Consider the following 17,405-nt stretch of genomic DNA (forward strand, 5'->3'; position numbering starts at 1 on the left):
GCTAAGGTGAATTGCTTCCCCTACATCTTCGGCGGTAAATGGGTCTTCCCCTAAGTTTTTCAGATAATCTGTTAGTTTCTCTAATGTTTTTTCATCAATGCCCTTTGGGGTTTTTCTGCTGGAATTGATTAAGTCTCTTTTCCTAAACAAAGCATCGATATCTTGTTGGTCAATTTTATCATGCTTGTTTAAGCGCTGTTTAAAATCTAGGTAATCATCTAAGGCTTGAAGTACTCGAGACATACGGATGGGCTTTACTAAATAATCCATAACCCCCAACTGAATTGATTTCTCTATAGTCGTGGTTTCACGTTCTGCGGTTGTCATCATAAAAGCGCCTTTGAACCCTTTGCTTTTTAATGACTGTATTAAATCAATACCGTTTCCGTCAGGTAGGGTTAAATCCAACATGATGAGTTCAGGTGTAAAGGCTTCTGCTTTTAGCTCTGCTTCTAATAGGCTCTCGCATGCAGCAACCACCTCAAACTGTTTGTGTTGGTTGATGGTGCTTTCTAATACATAACTCGCACGCAAATCATCTTCTACGATCATGACTGAAATTTGTTTCATTCTGCTAGCGCTCGTTTTTCTAAATAGATGCTAAAGACGGTTGTTTCTTTATCACTTCGTTCCCAATCAAGGCTACCTTGATATTGATCAACAATTTTTTTCACTAGGTATAAACCAATGCCATGTTGTTCTGCATGATGCTTGCTACTGACCCCAAAATCTAATATTCGTTTTTCGAGTTCTTTATCGACACCGGCGCCACTGTCTTCTATTTGAATGAGAATATGAGAACTTCGATCACTAATATAGAGGGTTACATAAGGCGCTGCTAAGTGTCGGTTAGACCAAGCTGCAAGCAAGGCATTATCAATTAGATTGCCAACTAAAGTGACTAAAGCGTCGTTCGTATTCGATGAGTATCGTCCTAATTGACAGTCATCATCCATCGTCATGTCGACTTTTAAATCTTTGGCCTTATTGTGCTTAGCAAAAATCAGCCCAGCAACGGCACTGTTTTCCATTGTTTGAATGATGCGGCGTAAAACCTGTTGGTCCCCATCGCTCTCTTGTTGGAGGTAATCAATGGCGTCTGTATATCGTTCCACCTGTAACATCCCAGAGAGAACATTAAGGCGATTTGAGTATTCGTGTGTTTTAGCGCGCAACAGATCTGCATAGTTTTTGGTGGCTGTTAGTTCTTGTTCTAGAGCTTTATCACCCTGATTAGGAAAAAACACAATGACATAGCCAATGTTGCCTTTGCTTATCTGGATCGGATAAAGGTTCGCATTGAACGGCCGGTTTCCAAGGTCAAAGTTTTGCTGAGTGATCTGTTCATTCGCGTCTAAAGCACAATGTGAAAGACTTTGAGATAACGTACTAAGAGGCTTTTTTATCGCTTCTGAGCGACTGGTGGTATTCATCGTTAGCCATTCAATCGCCATGCTATTGATGGCAGTGACTTTTTGTTCATGATCAATGGCAATAATACCATCTCGAATACTGTCTAGAATCAATTCATGCTCTTTGAACTTTTGGACAATTTCTTCAGGTTCTAAAGAAAGAAAGGTGCGCTTTAACTTCGCGATTAGTACCACTGCGATAATGATACCCAGTAGATAAACAAAGATGACCAACAGTCCGGCTTCTTTTAGATGTTGCGCAATAAGCTCGCTGGCCGTTTGAGACAAATACCCGACGCTGACGGCACCGATAACCCCTGTTTTATCGGTAATTGGTGCGAAGTGACGAATGGCTTTACCCAGCGAGCCATTGGCAACACTAGTGAAATCTTTACCTTCATTTAGTGCTGGATAAATGTCGTCACCAATAAAAGTTTGTCCAATCCGAGTCGGATTAGGGTGGCTTAATCGGATCGTATCTTTATTAACAACCACAATATAAGAAGCATCGGTTTTGTTTCTTAGGTTTTCAATATAATCATCAATAGGAAATGTCTGATTCTTATTACTTTGCTGAACAGCATGAATGACTTTTTCATCATGGGCGACCACACGAGCAAGCTCTAGCCCTCGATTACTTATGCCATCAAGGTATGAGTTTTTTAATGTGTAGCCAAATACCAATCCGACAGCGATCACAATAAGAGTGATGGTCGATACCGTAATAAGAGCCAGATAGGATTTAAGCGTCATGCGCGGTTCATTATGAGTAATAGAAGAGGCACGATTATACAGCATAGGAAAGCAAGGGCTAAATAATAGAGAGAAGCGAAGCTTTCCCTCTATTATAAATAGTCAATGAGCTCTTAAGAAAACGCTTGGACAGCAAGGGTCGCCAAAATCAGCATGAAAGCCCCGCCAATACGTGATGAAATCTGAGCGAAAGGCATTAGCTCCATACGCTTACTGGCAGCAAGAACCGCCACATCGCCAGTGCCCCCCATGTTCGCCATACAAAGCCCACCTGTGATAGCTGCTTCGATAGGGTAGAAGCCCATTAGCCAGCCAACTAAACCAGCACCAATCACAGCACCCAAAACAGTAATGAATACCAATAAAAAGTACATTGGAGACAAGGCGGAAATGATCTGATCTAAATTCGTGTAAGCCACACCAATGCCAACTAAAAGCGCTGGGGTTAAGTTATTAACCACAAATTTATACCAAGAATGTGCGGCATGTTCTAAAGCTTTAGGCATTAAGCCAGATACCTTGATGATCGCGATAGAGATGATCATTAATGCATAGGTATGCATGTTAATCACACTGGAAAGCAAGGTGCCAATAAAGAACATGCTAATGGCTAACAATGCGCCAATTCCCAAGATTTTTACATCGAGCGAGTCGTTTGTTTGCTCGGTTTCTTGTTCTTCATTATTTGCGCGAATCAATTGACCATTACCCGTTAGGCTTGGAGCTATTTGTCCTAACTTGTGTAGTAAACCTGCAATAACAATAGCAATGGCATTACCAATAGCGAGCGCTGGTACCATCTGAGACATTAAGCTTTCTGCATTCATGCCTGTTTTACCCGACATGATTTCGACAAGTGGCACAGCGCCTGCACCCATGCCACCGCCCATAATAGGCAAAGCTATTAGCATTACAGAATCAAAGTAGTTTTTGCCGACAATAAAGCCAACAATAGCCGCTAAGCCACAGGCGACAAAAACAGCACCGAAAATGACTGGAATGTATTTTAACGCCGCCTTTTTAAGGGTTTGTGTGCTCATCCCTAGAATAGAGCCTGTTACTAGGCTGGCAACATAAAAAGCCAGAAAACCGCCGCCTTTCATAAAGGTGGTGATTTGGTCAGCCGTACTGGAAGGGAAGATATTGCTATGAAAAAGATACGAAGAGCCAAAAATAACAACAATGGCACCGCCACCAAAAAATTGGTTAATGATAGGCGTCCTGTCACCAACATAGTTCAAAATAAAACCAACAATTGCCATGGCACCTAGCGCACCAATCATGCCACCCGGCATTTTATTTTCAAACGTAGCGAATAGGATAATGGAAGCGGCAATAGCCAAAATGATTTTGCCAGTGCGTTGGTCTTGCACCGACATAGTGTCGTTAGTAAACATTGTGGACTCTCTTTTTCTGCTTGTTTTTAATGTGCGCAGCAGTCTACCAATCTTCATTCCTAGCGGAAGTCATACGCTGTTTAATGAAACTATAAAAACGTTTTGAAAGTTTTGTAACACTTTAAAATAAGTCTTTTTACACAATTGGTTATTCCCTTCTTGTAAACAGACTCTTGGGTTCCTAATGGTTCTTACTGATCCACTTTCGCTTCTTCTTAAACCTCTCGTACAAGGTTGGACTGAACTCGTTTTTAACCCTCAAATACACCGATATCTAAACGTAGTTGCCCTATGGGGGTATCAATATATTGGTGCCTCATGTGGCTAAAGCCGATGGCCTCCATTTGGGAAAAAATAAAGCCATCATTAAAGGAAAGGTTACTACCGCTCAGAGCGGGTAGAAAGCGTCCTGTAATGTGAGCTTCAGGTTGTGTTCTTTCTTCTTGAAGTGCCTCGTGTAGGCTTAAGAATAACCCTCCTTTGTTTAAGGGCTGTTTGATTGTGTTGCTAACACTGTTTTTCATAGTGCGTTGGTTTTTAATTTGTGCACCTTTATTGTTCTTTTTTATGGTTTTTTTTACATTTATATCTAATGGAACAATTTAACTTTTTGATAAATATAAGGTTTTAGTTTTTGGCATAGTATCTGCTTTAATAAGACTGTTCGTACCCTTGGAAAGTCGAGCATTACAATTTAGATTACCAATAGAGAGCTAGGGTTCCGATTAGACGTAAAACATCTGATGGCTGGTCCGAGAGCTTTCGACCTTGAAGTTTAAGGTTACACGGCGGGATAAAAGCCCGGGAGACCAAATGGCGATTTTGCCAAGGGTGCTCCACGTGTAATTAAACAAACTGAAAAGGTAACTTCCCATGAAAAACTCCGCAAAAAAAGTAACCGTTCTACTGTTTTCTCTTCTTATGTCCGTCAATGTCATGGCGAAAGACAATTTTAGTGTGTGTTGGTCTATTTATGTGGGCTGGATGCCTTGGGCTTATGGTGCTCAAGAAGGCATAGTCAAAAAATGGGGCGATAAATACGGTATCGATATCGATGTGGTACAAATCAATGACTATGTTGAATCCATGAACCAATACACAGCAGGCCAATTCGACGCTTGTACCATGACGAATATGGATGCCTTGACGATCCCTGCAGCGGGTGGTGTGGACAGCACAGCATTAATTGTGGGTGATTTCTCTAGCGGTAATGATGCTATTGTATTAAAAGGCACAGATAACTTGGCTGATATTAAAGGCCAAGACGTTAACCTTGTTGAGCTGAGTGTTTCTCATTACCTGTTGGCCCGTGCGCTAGACACAGTGGGTTTAAGCGAATCGGATGTGAAAGTCGTTAACACATCGGATGCGGACATGGTGTCTATTTATGGCACAAAAGATGTGACGTCTGTTGTCACATGGAACCCGCTGCTTAGCGAAATCCTTTCTATGCCGAAAAGCTACAATGTGTTTGATTCTTCAGACATTCCAGGTGAAATCATCGATCTACTTATTGTGAATACTGACACCCTAAAAGACAACCCGAAACTGGGTAAAGCCTTGGTAGGTGCTTGGTATGAGATCATGGGATTGATGAGTGGTACCGATCAAGCGGCGATGGATGCACGTTCTGCTATGGCCGAAGCGTCTGAAACCGATCTTGAAGGTTATGATGCTCAGCTTGCCAGCACAGAAATGTTCTACACACCAAAATCTGCTTTGGATCTAACCAATAGCAAAGAGCTGTTCTCTACTATGAAGAACGTGGCTGAGTTTTCTTTTGATCACGGTATCTTAGGCGACGGCGCTCCAGATGCTGGCGCGATTGGTATTGAAATGCCAGCGGGTGTTTACGGTGATAAAGGCAATATCAAACTTCGTTTTAACCCAACTTACATGCAAATGGCGGCTGACGGCACACTATAACGTCATCCACATAAATGGTGGTGCTTCTTTCTCCCTAGTTTTAGGCGGGAAAGAAACCACCCACATGGAGTGTAAGTATGAAAAAATTCATAAATGCTAAGCCTAATCGAACGGCCACTATCTTACTCGGTCTTTTGCCTTTTGCCTTGCTGATCTTGGTTTATATGATTGGTTCGGATGCCCGTTTGGCCATTAACCCTAGCGATAAGTTGTTGCCGTCTTTTAGCCACATGGGGGAATCCATGATGCGCATGGCGTTTGAGCCGAGTCGACGTACAGGGGACTACTTATTTTGGCAGGATACCCTGAGCAGCTTAACAAGGCTTGGCGCAGGGGTATTGATCGCCGCGTGTATTGGCTTACTGATTGGCACGTTAACCGGTTCTTTACCTTATATTTCCGCCTCTTTTTCTCCGTTACTCACGGTTATTTCACTTGTGCCGCCTTTGGCATTATTGCCGATTTTATTTATCGTCGTGGGCTTGGGGGAAGTGTCCAAAATTGCGCTTATTGCCATTGGTATCACGCCCTTTATTGCACGGGATATTCAGGGGCGAACCAAAGAGATTCCGTCTGAACAATTGGTGAAAGCACAAACCTTAGGCGCGAGTACCAGCCAAATTTTGATCCGTGTGATCTTGCCGCAAATTATGCCGAAATTGATTGACGCGGTGCGTTTGTCATTGGGGGCTGGCTGGTTGTTCTTGATCGCTGCGGAAGCCATTGCTTCGACCGATGGGTTGGGCTATCGAATCTTCTTAGTACGCCGTTATTTGTCCATGGATGTGATCTTGCCGTATGTGGCGTGGATAACCTTATTGGCTTTCTTAGTGGACTATCTGTTGAGGAAAGCCAATCAGCGACTCTTCCCTTGGAATGCGGAGGTGAACTCATGAGCCTTCAAAAAACACAGAGCATGATTCAAGCGAAAAACATTGGCAAACGTTACGGCAATGATGTGATCTTAGAAAGAGTCAATGTGAACGTGGAAGAGGGCGAATTCATCACTCTAGTGGGCGCGTCCGGTTGCGGTAAAAGTACCTTCTTGAAAATGATTTTAGGCATAGAAACCGCCACCGATGGCGAGTTGTTGCTCGATGGCAAAACCATTCCAGACGAGCCGGGGTCAGATCGCGGCATTGTGTTCCAGCAATACTCTGTTTTCCCTCACATGACAGTGTTGGAAAATGTGATCGCCGCGAAAGGCTTTCAGAAATCCTCCATTACTGGGTATTTGTTTGGCAAAGAAAGAAAAGTCGCTAAAGCTGAAGCCTCCGACATGTTAGAGCAAGTGGGGTTAGGCCACGCATTAGGCCGTTACCCACACGAACTGTCTGGCGGCATGAAACAACGCCTTGCCATTGCTCAGGCACTGATTTGCAAACCAAGAATTTTGCTACTAGACGAACCGTTCGGTGCACTTGATCCGGGTATTCGTGCGGATATGCACGCCCTTGTTTTAGATCTTTGGCGCAAGCATAAGCTCACCGTCTTTATGGTGACCCATGACTTAAAAGAAGGCTTTTATCTTGGCTCGCGTCTTTGGGTATTCGATAAGGTTCGTCACGATCCTCATTCACCAAACGCCTATGGGGCATCCATTACCTACGACTTGCCAGTAGGCCAAACCTCAGCACCGCTTTATGAAGAAATAGACAACCGCATTCGACCCATTCCAGACATCAGTATCGATGCGCAGTCCGCGACACCGGAGAACTTATCATGAATCAATATCAAACCATTATTCCAGCGGCAAGCCATTGGTCGCTGCGCGTACGCCGTGGCACGCAAATGACCTTGACCGACATAGAAGGCAACGCCAATGTCGGTATGGTGTTTTATAATCCAGAAAATTTATTAGAACGCTACAACGCACCCGACACCTTAAAAGGCCAGCATACTTTTAAACTGACCAAAGGCCATTGTTTGTATTCTGATATGGGGCGCATTTTTGCGTCCATCATTGAAGACACGGTTGGCTGGCACGAAACGGTCAGCGGCAACAGCCACGCTTCTCATATTGAAAAACAATGGGGGCAGCGCGATTATCAAAACGACCGTAATGGTTGGATGCAAAACGGCCACGATGCCATGCTGGTGGAAATGGCGAAATACGGCTTAACGAAAGCGGATATCACGGCGAACTTGAACCTCTTTAGCCGTGTCGGCACCGATGCTGAGGGCAATATGTCTTTGGTTGATGGCAACAGCCCCGCAGGCTCTAGCGTTACCTTACGTTTCGAAATGGACACCCTAGTGATCCTACACACTTGCCCACACCCATTAAACGGGGCGGCTTCTTACCCTAAAAAACCTATTTCTATTTTGTTAGAAAAAGCCGCACCAGTGGCCGAAGATGATTTTTGCAAAATGTCTCGCCCAGAAAATCAGCGAGGCTTTATGAATAACGAATTGTACTATTTTGGTGCCAGCGGCACGCATTTAGAAACAACAGCGGAGGCCTAAACCATGATTAAAGAAAGTACCCTAAACGCCGCAGACGCAAGCCAAGTGTTTAATATCGATTCGGGGGATTACTTCATTCGTAACATTCCCGCAGGCAGTACTTTTCGCATTGTCGATTTAGAAGGCAACCAAGCCGCTGATACCTTGTTTTATAACGCCAACGACCCGGCTGAACGTTACAGCGCCACCGATACCATCCGTGAACAAGGCAATGTGTATTTGAGTGCAGGATCGGAACTTCGTACCAATCAAAACAATGTGATGATAGAGATAGTGGCAGACACCTGTGGCCGCCATGACACCTTAGGCGGCGCCTGTGCCACGGAAAGTAATACGGTGCGTTACGACCTAGAAAAGCGCTGCATGCACGCCTGCCGTGATAGCTGGATGCTTGCCATTGCTGAAAACCCAGAATATGGCCTGTCTAAGCGAGATATCAGCCATAACATTAACTTCTTCATGAATGTACCTGTGACAGAAGCGGGCGGATTAACCTTTGAAGATGGCATTTCTGGCGCAGGGAAATATGTAGAAATGGTCGCCAAAATGGACATCATTATCCTGATTTCCAATTGCCCACAATTAAACAACCCCTGTAATGGCTACAACCCAACACCCGTTGATCTATTGGTTTGGAATTAACGGTTTGGCATAACGCCCAGAGCATTTTGAATCCGCTTGGTGGACGACCACTCAAGCCTCTGTTTATCACTTCGGGACGGCCCGATAAAGGTTGAGCCATGTTCAATAAAGTTCTAATCGCCAACCGTGGCGCGATTGCCACTCGTATTATTCGTACGCTTAATAAAATGCAAGTGGGCTCGGTTGCCGTATATGCCGAATCCGATGCAAAAAGTCTGCATGTTAAACGCGCTGATGAAGCCTTCTCATTAGGGGAAGGCAGCGCCAGCGAAACCTACCTTGATATGGACAAAATTTTCGCCATTGCCAAACAAGCAGGCGCGGATGCCATTCATCCGGGTTATGGTTTTTTAAGTGAAAATTCGACCTTTGTACGCCGTTGTGAAGAAGCGGGCATCGCCTTCATTGGCCCCACCGCAGAACAGATGATCGAATTTGGATTAAAGCACCGAGCACGTGAACTGGCACAAAACGCCAAGGTGCCTCTGTTGTCTGGTTCCGAGTTGCTAACCTCGCTAGAAGAAGCCTGCCAAACCGCCCATAACATTGGCTACCCTGTGATGCTAAAAAGTACCGCAGGCGGTGGTGGCATCGGTATGCATTTGTGCCATAACGAACAAGACTTGCAAGACAGTTTCGAATCTGTGCGTCGTTTAGGTGCCAATAACTTTGCCGACGATGGCGTGTTTTTGGAGAAATTCATTGGCCGAGCCCGCCACATCGAAGTGCAAATTTTCGCCGATGGCAAAGGCAAAGCCCTCGCCTTAGGTGAGCGGGATTGTTCTAGCCAGCGCCGCAACCAGAAAGTGGTGGAAGAATGCCCAGCGCCAAACCTAGCGGAAGATGTGCGCAAGCAGCTTCACCAAACGGCGGAGTCGCTTTTGTCCTCGGTACAGTATCGCAATGCGGGTACCGTGGAGTTCATTTATGACATGGACACAGAGAAATTCTACTTCTTAGAAGTGAACACCCGTTTACAAGTGGAACATGGTGTGACCGAAGAAGTATACGGTGTAGACTTGGTTGAATGGATGGTGCGCCTTGCCGCAGGGGAAGACCTAGCACTAGAAGACAAGCGTCACCATTTAAAAGCCAAAGGCCACGCAGTACAGGTGCGTATTTACGCCGAAGACCCCTATAAAGATTTCCAACCTTGCCCCGGTTTACTGAGTCAGGTTTTCTTTCCCGACATCGACAACAAAGGCGTTCGTATTGATCACTGGGTAGAAACGGGGATTCAAGTATCACCGTATTTTGACCCTATGATCGCCAAAGTGATCGTGCACCAAGAAAACCGAGAAGCGGCGTTTGCGGCATTAAAAAACACACTGGATGAATGTGTGTTATACGGTACAGAAACTAACCTAGATTACCTGAAGACCCTTGTTATTGACCCGGTTCTATTAAAGGGGGAAGTCAGTACCCGTTATCTAAACGAATTTCGCTATCAGCCAAAGCGCATTGATGTGTTAAGTGGCGGAACACAAACCACCTTACAAGATTTCCCCGGCCGCCAGCACCATTGGAATGTGGGCGTGCCACCGTCTGGCCCGTTCGACAATTACCATTTTCGTTTGGCGAACCGATTAGTCGGCAACGGCTTAGACGCAGCAGCGATGGAGATAACCCTACAAGGGCCAACCTTAAACTTTAGCTTTGCCACCCATGTGGTGATTTCTGGTGCCGAGATTGACGCCAAGGTCGACGGCCAAGCCATAGCATTAAACCAAATCGTTCACATTGGCGCAGGGCAAACCTTGTCATTGGGGCGCATTCAAACCAATGGCGCTCGGGCGTATTTGGCCGTGGCGGGTGGTTTTGATTGCCCAGATTATTTGGGTTCTAAATCCACCTTCACCCTTGGGCAATTTGGTGGACACAATGGTCGCGCCATTCAAACCGGTGATGTATTGCATCTTCTGGGCTCTCAAGAAGCATCGGCGATAAGTGCTTTGCCTACCGAATTATTGCCAGAGTTAAGCTGCGAACACGAATTACGTGTGATCTATGGCCCACACGGTTCTCCCGATTTTTTCACCCCAGAAGACATCGATATGTTCTTCGGCACCGCGTGGGAAATTCACTATAACTCTAGCCGTACGGGCGTGCGCCTGATCGGTCCAAAACCCAAATGGGCAAGACTCGATGGCGGCGAAGCGGGTTTGCATCCGTCTAACATCCACGACAATGCGTACGCCTTTGGCAGCGTGGACTTTACCGGTGACATGCCCGTGATTCTTGGGCCAGATGGCCCATCCCTCGGTGGCTTTGTTTGTCCAGCTACTGTGATTACCGCCGACTTATGGAAACTCGGCCAGCTTCGCGCAGGGGATAAAATTCGCTTTGTGCCTGTTACCTTAGAAGACGCCGTGGCTTTAGAGGCGGCGCAAAATCAAAGCTTGCAAGACTTAACGCCAATTCATCGAGAGTTACCTGCTTGTGCCATCGATACCCCAATTTTGAAAACCTTATCCGCGGATCGATTTGGTGATCAGATCGTGTATCGCGCGGCGGGCGACCACTTTTTGTTGGTGGAATACGGCGAGCAAATGCTGGATATTCGTCTGCGTTTTCGAGCTCACGCGCTCATGCAGTGGCTAGAGAAAAACCCACTGGCAGGCATGCGTGAACTCACACCGGGCATTCGTTCCTTGCAAATCCATTACGACAGTCAACAACTGAGCTACAAAGATTTGTTGGCTCACTTGGAATCTGCTGAGCAAGCATTAAGTACACAACTGGATGAACTGACAGTGCCGTCTCGTACGGTTTATTTACCTTTGTCTTGGGACGATAAAGCCTGCCAAGAAGCCATTGATAAATACGCGCAATCGGTACGCTCTAATGCCCCTTGGTGCCCAAGTAACCTAGAATTCATTCGTCGCATTAACGGCCTAGACAGCATAGAGGATGTAAAAGACATCCTGTTCAATGCCAGCTATTTGGTGATGGGATTGGGAGATGTTTACCTAGGTGCGCCCGTGGCAACACCGGTCGACCCGCGCCACCGTCTTGTGACCACCAAATACAACCCAGCGCGTACTTGGACAGCGGAAAACTCCGTGGGAATCGGTGGCTCTTACCTCTGCGTGTACGGCATGGAAGGCCCCGGAGGGTATCAGTTTGTCGGTCGCACCCTGCAAATGTGGAATCGATACCGCCAAACCAGCGCGTTTACCAAACCTTGGTTACTGCGCTTCTTCGACCAGATTCGCTTTTACGAAGTGAGCCATGAAGAACTGGACCAAATCCGCAAAGATTTTCCTCACGACAACTATGGCATCCGCATCGAAGAAAGCACTTTCTCCCTGTCGGAATACCAAGGTTTTATCGATGACAACAGCGACAGCATTGATGAATTCAAGCAAGGTCGTAACCAAGCCTTTGAAGCCGAACTGGCACGCTGGCACGCCAACGGACAATTCCACTTTGACATGGACGAAGCCCAATCGGTTACCTCGGAAATCACTTGGAGTGAAGACGCGGTTGTCGTCGACAGCCCCGTGTCTGGCAGTGTGTGGCAAACCCAAGTCACCGAAGGCGAGCAAGTTCAAGCAGGGCAGTTATTGGTGATTTTGGAATCCATGAAGATGGAAATTCCTATCTACGCACCGTCCGAAGGTGTGGTGTCGGATGTGCTATTAAAAGACGGTAGCCGTGTGAACGCTGGGCAAGCGATTGTCGTCCTAGAAGAAAAGATTGAAGCATAGAGCAGAGCTTAAGGAGCAAAAAATATGAGTATGCAATTAGAAACAGAAAACGGATTAGACATGGGCTTTAGCGCACTACGTAAGGCCTACCAAGACGGTTCCGCGACACCAGAAAGCGTGATGGCCGGCATTCGTGAACGTGCAGCAGACTACCAAGATCACAATATTTGGATTCACCTATTAACCGAAGCCGAACAAGCCTTTTGGTTGAACAAGTTAAAAGACAAAGACCTCGCATCCCACCCGTTATGGGGCATTCCATTTGCCATAAAAGACAACATTGACCTAGAAGGCATTCCCACTACCGCCGGCTGCCCAGAGTTTGCTTTTACGCCAACTCAGTCGGCCAAGGTCGTGCAACAACTGATTGACGCAGGGGCGATTCCCGTCGGCAAAACCAACCTAGACCAGTTTGCAACCGGCTTAAACGGCACACGTTCTCCTATGGGAGCATGCCATAACTCGTTCAACTACGACTTCATCAGTGGTGGCTCAAGCTCAGGGTCAGCGGTTTCTGTGGCGCTGGGGTTAGCCAGCTTCAGTTTAGGCACAGACACCGCAGGGTCAGGTCGTATTCCGGCCTGCTTTAACAACCTCGTGGGTGTAAAACCCAGCATAGGATTACTATCGGCGACAGGCATGTTACCTGCTTGTCGTAGTTTGGACTGTATAACGATTTTTGCCTACAACACAGACGATGCCAACATCGCCTTAGCCGCGGCAGAAGGCTTTGATGCCACAGACGGCTACAGCCGAGCGAACCCATTTGATAACCAAGCACGCCATTATGGTTTGCGTACAGGGCCATTAAAAGTGGGCATCATTCCTGCTCATCAGCTGAAATTCTTTGGTGATGACTCTTACCAAAAAGCCTACTTAGAGACCTTAGACTTATTAAAAGCGCAGGGCTTCGAATTCCAAGAGATCGACTACGCCCCCTTCGATGAAATCGCCCAATTACTGTACGAAGGCCCTTGGGTCTCAGAACGTTACGTGGCGACCCAGCCGTTAATCGAAGACAACCCAGAGGCCATCTTCCCCGTAGTGCGTGAAATCATCGCCCCCGGTGGCAAACCGCCAGCAACGGCCTTGTTCAAAGCGCAATATCGTATTAATGACTTAAAGCAAATCTGCCTCGCGCAAATGGCGCAGGTGGATTGCTTACTCACCCCCACCGCAGGCCGTCACTTTACCGTTGCCGAAATGCTCGCTGAACCGATCAAACACAACAGTGAATTGGGCTACTACACCAACTTCATGAACCTCATCGACCTTGCGTCTATTGCCGTACCGACAGTGATGACCGAGAACGACATGCCATTTGGTATCACACTGGTTGGACCGACTTTAAGTGACCGTATGCTCATGTCGATTGCTAACCGAATTCAGCAAGCCTTACCCTTGAAAAAAGGCGCGTTGGACGTAATAGCAAACCCCAGCAACACAACCCCAGTGGGCAACAACCAAACCATCGACGTCATGGTGTGCGGCGCCCATTTAGCAGGCCAACCCCTTAACTGGCAACTCACCGAACGTGGCGCCACCTTAAAAACCAAAACCACCACCGCGCCAGTTTATCGCATGTACGCCTTAGCAGGCGGCCCGCCACTGCGTCCGGGATTGGTTTTAAATACTGGCTTAGGGGATGAAGAAAATGGCGAAGCCATCGAAGTCGAAATCTGGTCAATGCCGAGTGAAAACTTTGGCAGCTTCGTCGCCGGCATACCCGCACCGCTCGGCATCGGCAAAGTCCAACTTATTGATGGCAGCTCCGTGGCCGGATTCATCTGCGAACCTTATGGTATAGAAGGCGCGGTAGAGATTACACAGTTAAAAGGCTGGCGAGCGTATTTAGCATCGTTGTCGTAATGTGTTGGTAAGATAAAAAGTAAGGGAAAACGCAAACCACTTTTCTAGGAATAGAGAAGTGGTTTTTTTTGGGCTTTGCCCTTGCCCTTCATTCTTATCAGTTAATCCAAGTTCCATTTAAAGACCCTAGGGGTCGAACACCTTTTCGAGCTGGTGGATTTCAAGTTTTCTGATGAGCTTTTATAGAAAAGGGCTTTGACCCCGGCTGTCATCAGCTGATCCAAGTTCCATCCAAACGCTTTGAGCCATGAGTTTTATTCCGCCCTGCTGAGCGGGTAACTTTTGCCGCTATTAAATTCAGGAAAGCACAAAAGTAACCAAAAGGGCTCTTGTCGGACTTTCAGCCCAAAACGTGTCATTGGCTTTGTTTTACACGATTTTTGGCACAACGATGTAATACGTAAGGTGCTGATGCAGTTTTTTAAATATAAATAAGTCAGTAATCGAATGACTCGGAAACACCATAAGGTCGCGCAATCACTTTCTTATATTAAAAAGGGCGTCGAACGGAGTTAGTCTGGATCGATAGTCAGTAAACCCCCAAAAACTTTGGCCAAAATGACCAATCTTCACACTACAAAACTATCCTTTTCCCTCCCCTTGTGTCTTTGAAGGGGAGGGCGAGGGAGGGGTTATGTCTTTTGGTTCTGTTGTTTTTTTTAGGCTAAACACAGGCTTCTTTGACATGTTTTATTGCCTATACAAAAATGTACTAAATATTGGTACTTGGAGGTTTTCATGGCTAAAAATACAAGCATTAGTTTAGGCAGTCATTTTGATCAGTTTATCGTGCAGCAAGTTGCCGAAGGTCGTTATGCTTCGGCGAGTGAAGTTATCCGCGCAGGTTTACGGAAACTGGAAGACGAAGAGCAAAAACTGAAAGCGCTTCAAGGCCTTATTCAAGAAGGCATCGCCAGCGGTACATCGGAATACAGTTATGATGGATTAATGAAAGAATTGGATGACGAACTGGGTAAATGAGCGTGTTTACTCTATCAAAATCGGCACGTGCGGATTTAAAACAAATAGCGATTTATACGCAGAAAAAATGGGGTGCAGCCCAAGTCCAACGCAGAAGCTACATTGCTGTAGACCGTATTGCAACAGGCTTTTAACATAGGCATTTCTCTGGCTAATCGCCCGGCTACTTGCTCTGGACTGAAACTCAGTTCGAGTAAGCTTTCCACTTTATCGACCTGTTCCTGACTTCGTTTCGTAAACTTGCGAGCCTGTGTTCTGATCGTAGTGACATGAGTGTGAGCAGTCTTAGCGCAATATTCCGTATTGGGGCATCGTCCAAGCTCACGAGCAATCGTTTTATTGCTTCACCCCATCTTTGTAGCGATGGTTCTTGCCGAAAACCCTAGTTTATTTAGGCCTTCAATTTGGTATCGTTCTTTAAGTGTCAGTTGCTTATATTGGTTGTTCATTTTTGACGACCTTGGTGGATTGTGTGAGAACTCGAAGCCTATAGGCAACTGACTCTCTTATCTATACCAAGTGTGTCGGTTATTGTTGAGATCTAAGAAATGCATTACCTAATACCTTAAAACCTCTTAGGATGGATCTCAGGGAATCGTTTTTAGCTAAATTTGGCAGTTCGAGTAATTCTACAGCCTCGTTATGCATACTGGAGAGTTCAGTGAGTAATTTTAGAAAAAATATCGCTCCTTATGTTGAAGCTGAAATCTCAAAGTCAAAAGATAAGGAAAAGTCAGGGTGTTATGATGATTCTTTTGCTCATCTAGAAAATGCTCATGTTTTAGGGCAAGAATCTACTTATTGGCATGTAAAGGTACATTATCTTATGTTCTTATGGGGAATTAGGCACAAGGATGTGAAAGAAGTATTTGGCCAATTCATACGTATAATTGGGGCTGCTGCTTTAACATCAATAAAAGGCGTCCCAATTGGAAATACTGGTGGTAGTAATGTTAGTCCAGTTAAGCCAATGCCAATCAAGCCTGAGCATGCAGAGATAATTGCAAAGGTTAAAAGTAATGCATAACAAGTGCTGACAACCGACTGCCGAAATGGTCACTTTTTTGAAAAAACCGCAAAACAAGCGCCCATTTTATCGGCGGCTGCGGCAGGCGTTAGGTTTCTAAGAGGAAAATCATGTTTACAATTGAAGTAGAAGAGGGTTTAGAACTCGCGCTTGTTGAGCCTAAATTTGCGTCTAAATATCTCGAAATTGTCTCAAATCAGCGAGACTATCTAGGTGAATGGTTAGTTTGGCCTCCTCATGCTGAAAATGAAGAGTTTTTCTTGAGTTTTATCAAAAAGTCATTACATGACTATGCAGACGGAAAGTCACTAGTTTGTGCGATGATGTACCAGAATGAAGTGGCAGGTAATATTAGCTTCAATACTATTAATCACGACTTACAAAAAGTCGAAATTGGTTATTGGTTGCGTCGTGATTTGCAAGGCAAAGGTATCGTCAGCAAGTCACTATCGAAGCTGATCAGCTATGCTTTCACTGAATTGAATATGCAAAAAGTTCAAATATCGGCAGCAGTAGATAACCAAGTGAGCCGTAGTGTTTGTGAGCGGTTAGGGTTTAAACTAGAGGGCGTCATAACTCGTGCTGAAAATCTAAACGGTCGAGTCGTTGATCATGCTGTGTATGGGCTAAGTCGTTCATTTTTAGCCAAAACCTAACAAGCACTTAATGGGATGTTATGTTTCTCGGAGATTCTGTTATGTCAATTAGTCCAATTAATGAAAACTCTTGGGGTGAGAATAAATAGGCGGGGTCGTAGTAAAATTAGATTCAAAGAGGCGCACACCCTAATAGACTTAGTAAAATCAATTAGGATGTGTGTCTTATTGCTCTTTCGCCAGTTCAAACCCTTCGTCAATCCAGCCTGTTATGCCGCCAGCCATGAGTTTTACTTTTCTGCCTAGTTTCGCCAGTTTTAAAGCGCCTTTAGCCGCACCGTTGCAGTGAGGGCCTGCGCAATAAGTGACAAATAAAGTATCTTCTGGCCATTGCTTTAATTTCGATTCGATGATCTTGCCATGAGGTAATGATATGGCGCCGGGGACGTGGCCTTTGTCGTACATTTCTTTGCTACGAACATCGAGTAAAACAAAGGCTTTAGGAGACAGGCTTAAGCCTTCATGGGTATCCCAGCAATCTGTTTCGAATTCGAACTCTTTACCGAAATGTGCGATGGCTTCTTCTGATGATGCGGCTGGAATGGCTGTCACGGGATTTTGCATTG

The 17,405-nt window shown here is 45.7% G+C and carries 16 protein-coding genes and 1 riboswitch; of the genes, 11 read left to right on the forward strand and 5 right to left on the reverse strand.

The window, feature by feature from the left end:
* From I8J31_RS08070 to I8J31_RS08085, 4 genes are all read right to left on the reverse strand, one after another.
* On the reverse strand, window positions 1-570 hold a 570-nt coding region (locus I8J31_RS08070; protein WP_199467773.1), incomplete at its 3' end, for a response regulator.
* Complete coding sequence (locus tag I8J31_RS08075; protein ID WP_199467774.1) at window positions 567-2,210, reverse strand: ATP-binding protein; 1,644 nt, start codon at window positions 2,208-2,210, stop codon at window positions 567-569. The genes I8J31_RS08075 and I8J31_RS08070, both read right to left, overlap by 4 nt.
* Before the next feature lie 68 nt (window positions 2,211-2,278).
* Entirely contained in the window at window positions 2,279-3,562 is a 1,284-nt protein-coding gene (locus I8J31_RS08080) for a 2-hydroxycarboxylate transporter family protein (protein ID WP_199467775.1), read from the reverse strand.
* Window positions 3,563-3,813: 251 nt separating this feature from the next.
* Complete coding sequence (locus I8J31_RS08085) at window positions 3,814-4,086, reverse strand: hypothetical protein (RefSeq protein ID WP_199467776.1); 273 nt, start codon at window positions 4,084-4,086, stop codon at window positions 3,814-3,816.
* A gap of 178 nt (window positions 4,087-4,264) precedes the next feature.
* Window positions 4,265-4,372: riboswitch (guanidine-I (ykkC/yxkD leader) on the forward strand.
* A 63-nt stretch (window positions 4,373-4,435) separates the two neighbouring features.
* Here I8J31_RS08085 and I8J31_RS08090 point away from each other — a divergent pair.
* The 11 genes from I8J31_RS08090 (at window position 4,436) to I8J31_RS08140 (ending at window position 16,839) form a co-directional block, all read left to right on the forward strand.
* The gene (locus I8J31_RS08090; RefSeq protein ID WP_199467777.1) at window positions 4,436-5,488 is read left to right on the forward strand and encodes a putative urea ABC transporter substrate-binding protein; all 1,053 of its coding nucleotides are present in this window, start codon (window positions 4,436-4,438) and stop codon (window positions 5,486-5,488) included.
* A gap of 77 nt (window positions 5,489-5,565) precedes the next feature.
* Window positions 5,566-6,384 (forward strand): ABC transporter permease, encoded by an 819-nt coding sequence (locus tag I8J31_RS08095; RefSeq protein ID WP_199467778.1) that lies wholly within the window; start codon window positions 5,566-5,568, stop codon window positions 6,382-6,384.
* Complete coding sequence (locus I8J31_RS08100; RefSeq protein ID WP_199467779.1) at window positions 6,381-7,214, forward strand: ABC transporter ATP-binding protein; 834 nt, start codon at window positions 6,381-6,383, stop codon at window positions 7,212-7,214. Before I8J31_RS08095 ends, I8J31_RS08100 begins: the two co-directional genes overlap by 4 nt.
* Window positions 7,211-7,954 carry an urea amidolyase associated protein UAAP1 gene (locus tag I8J31_RS08105; protein WP_199467780.1) on the forward strand — a complete coding sequence of 248 codons (744 nt, stop codon included), beginning with the start codon at window positions 7,211-7,213 and terminating at the stop codon, window positions 7,952-7,954. Before I8J31_RS08100 ends, I8J31_RS08105 begins: the two co-directional genes overlap by 4 nt.
* A gap of 3 nt (window positions 7,955-7,957) precedes the next feature.
* On the forward strand, window positions 7,958-8,596 hold the full coding sequence (locus I8J31_RS08110; protein ID WP_199467781.1) for an urea amidolyase associated protein UAAP2: 639 nt from the start codon (window positions 7,958-7,960) through the stop codon (window positions 8,594-8,596).
* 98 nt (window positions 8,597-8,694) lie between these two features.
* A complete protein-coding gene (gene uca, locus I8J31_RS08115) occupies window positions 8,695-12,306 on the forward strand; it encodes an urea carboxylase (protein ID WP_199467782.1) in 3,612 nt (1,203 codons plus the stop codon).
* A 24-nt stretch (window positions 12,307-12,330) separates the two neighbouring features.
* Window positions 12,331-14,175, forward strand: coding sequence for an allophanate hydrolase (gene atzF / locus I8J31_RS08120; protein WP_199467783.1), 1,845 nt, complete (start codon window positions 12,331-12,333; stop codon window positions 14,173-14,175).
* 738 nt (window positions 14,176-14,913) lie between these two features.
* Complete coding sequence (locus tag I8J31_RS08125) at window positions 14,914-15,156, forward strand: type II toxin-antitoxin system ParD family antitoxin (RefSeq protein WP_199467784.1); 243 nt, start codon at window positions 14,914-14,916, stop codon at window positions 15,154-15,156.
* A complete protein-coding gene (locus I8J31_RS08130) occupies window positions 15,153-15,290 on the forward strand; it encodes a type II toxin-antitoxin system RelE/ParE family toxin (RefSeq protein WP_199467785.1) in 138 nt (45 codons plus the stop codon). The genes I8J31_RS08125 and I8J31_RS08130 overlap by 4 nt, the downstream gene beginning before the upstream one ends.
* A 527-nt stretch (window positions 15,291-15,817) precedes the next feature.
* The gene (locus I8J31_RS08135) at window positions 15,818-16,183 is read left to right on the forward strand and encodes a DUF3703 domain-containing protein (RefSeq protein ID WP_325101181.1); all 366 of its coding nucleotides are present in this window, start codon (window positions 15,818-15,820) and stop codon (window positions 16,181-16,183) included.
* 110 nt (window positions 16,184-16,293) lie between these two features.
* The gene (locus tag I8J31_RS08140) at window positions 16,294-16,839 is read left to right on the forward strand and encodes a GNAT family N-acetyltransferase (RefSeq protein ID WP_199467787.1); all 546 of its coding nucleotides are present in this window, start codon (window positions 16,294-16,296) and stop codon (window positions 16,837-16,839) included.
* 165 nt (window positions 16,840-17,004) lie between these two features.
* On the opposite strand, the gene I8J31_RS08145 is transcribed toward I8J31_RS08140, so the two are convergent.
* Complete coding sequence (locus tag I8J31_RS08145; RefSeq protein ID WP_199467788.1) at window positions 17,005-17,403, reverse strand: rhodanese-like domain-containing protein; 399 nt, start codon at window positions 17,401-17,403, stop codon at window positions 17,005-17,007.
* Window positions 17,404-17,405 lie beyond the last annotated feature (2 nt).

The organism is Marinomonas transparens, from assembly GCF_016463975.1.
GTDB classification, from domain to species: domain Bacteria; phylum Pseudomonadota; class Gammaproteobacteria; order Pseudomonadales; family Marinomonadaceae; genus Marinomonas; species Marinomonas transparens.

Bases quoted from the DNA above. Each gene is read 5' to 3' on its own strand.
- I8J31_RS08075 (WP_199467774.1), bottom strand. From the start codon at position 2,210: ATGCTGTATAATCGTGCCTCTTCTATTACTCATAATGAACCGCGCATG.
- I8J31_RS08080 (WP_199467775.1), bottom strand. From the start codon at position 3,562: ATGTTTACTAACGACACTATGTCGGTGCAAGACCAACGCACTGGCAAA.
- I8J31_RS08085 (WP_199467776.1), bottom strand. From the start codon at position 4,086: ATGAAAAACAGTGTTAGCAACACAATCAAACAGCCCTTAAACAAAGGA.
- I8J31_RS08090 (WP_199467777.1), top strand. From the start codon at position 4,436: ATGAAAAACTCCGCAAAAAAAGTAACCGTTCTACTGTTTTCTCTTCTT.
- I8J31_RS08095 (WP_199467778.1), top strand. From the start codon at position 5,566: ATGAAAAAATTCATAAATGCTAAGCCTAATCGAACGGCCACTATCTTA.
- I8J31_RS08100 (WP_199467779.1), top strand. From the start codon at position 6,381: ATGAGCCTTCAAAAAACACAGAGCATGATTCAAGCGAAAAACATTGGC.
- I8J31_RS08105 (WP_199467780.1), top strand. From the start codon at position 7,211: ATGAATCAATATCAAACCATTATTCCAGCGGCAAGCCATTGGTCGCTG.
- I8J31_RS08110 (WP_199467781.1), top strand. From the start codon at position 7,958: ATGATTAAAGAAAGTACCCTAAACGCCGCAGACGCAAGCCAAGTGTTT.
- uca (WP_199467782.1), top strand. From the start codon at position 8,695: ATGTTCAATAAAGTTCTAATCGCCAACCGTGGCGCGATTGCCACTCGT.
- atzF (WP_199467783.1), top strand. From the start codon at position 12,331: ATGAGTATGCAATTAGAAACAGAAAACGGATTAGACATGGGCTTTAGC.
- I8J31_RS08125 (WP_199467784.1), top strand. From the start codon at position 14,914: ATGGCTAAAAATACAAGCATTAGTTTAGGCAGTCATTTTGATCAGTTT.
- I8J31_RS08130 (WP_199467785.1), top strand. From the start codon at position 15,153: ATGAGCGTGTTTACTCTATCAAAATCGGCACGTGCGGATTTAAAACAA.
- I8J31_RS08140 (WP_199467787.1), top strand. From the start codon at position 16,294: ATGTTTACAATTGAAGTAGAAGAGGGTTTAGAACTCGCGCTTGTTGAG.
- I8J31_RS08145 (WP_199467788.1), bottom strand. From the start codon at position 17,403: ATGCAAAATCCCGTGACAGCCATTCCAGCCGCATCATCAGAAGAAGCC.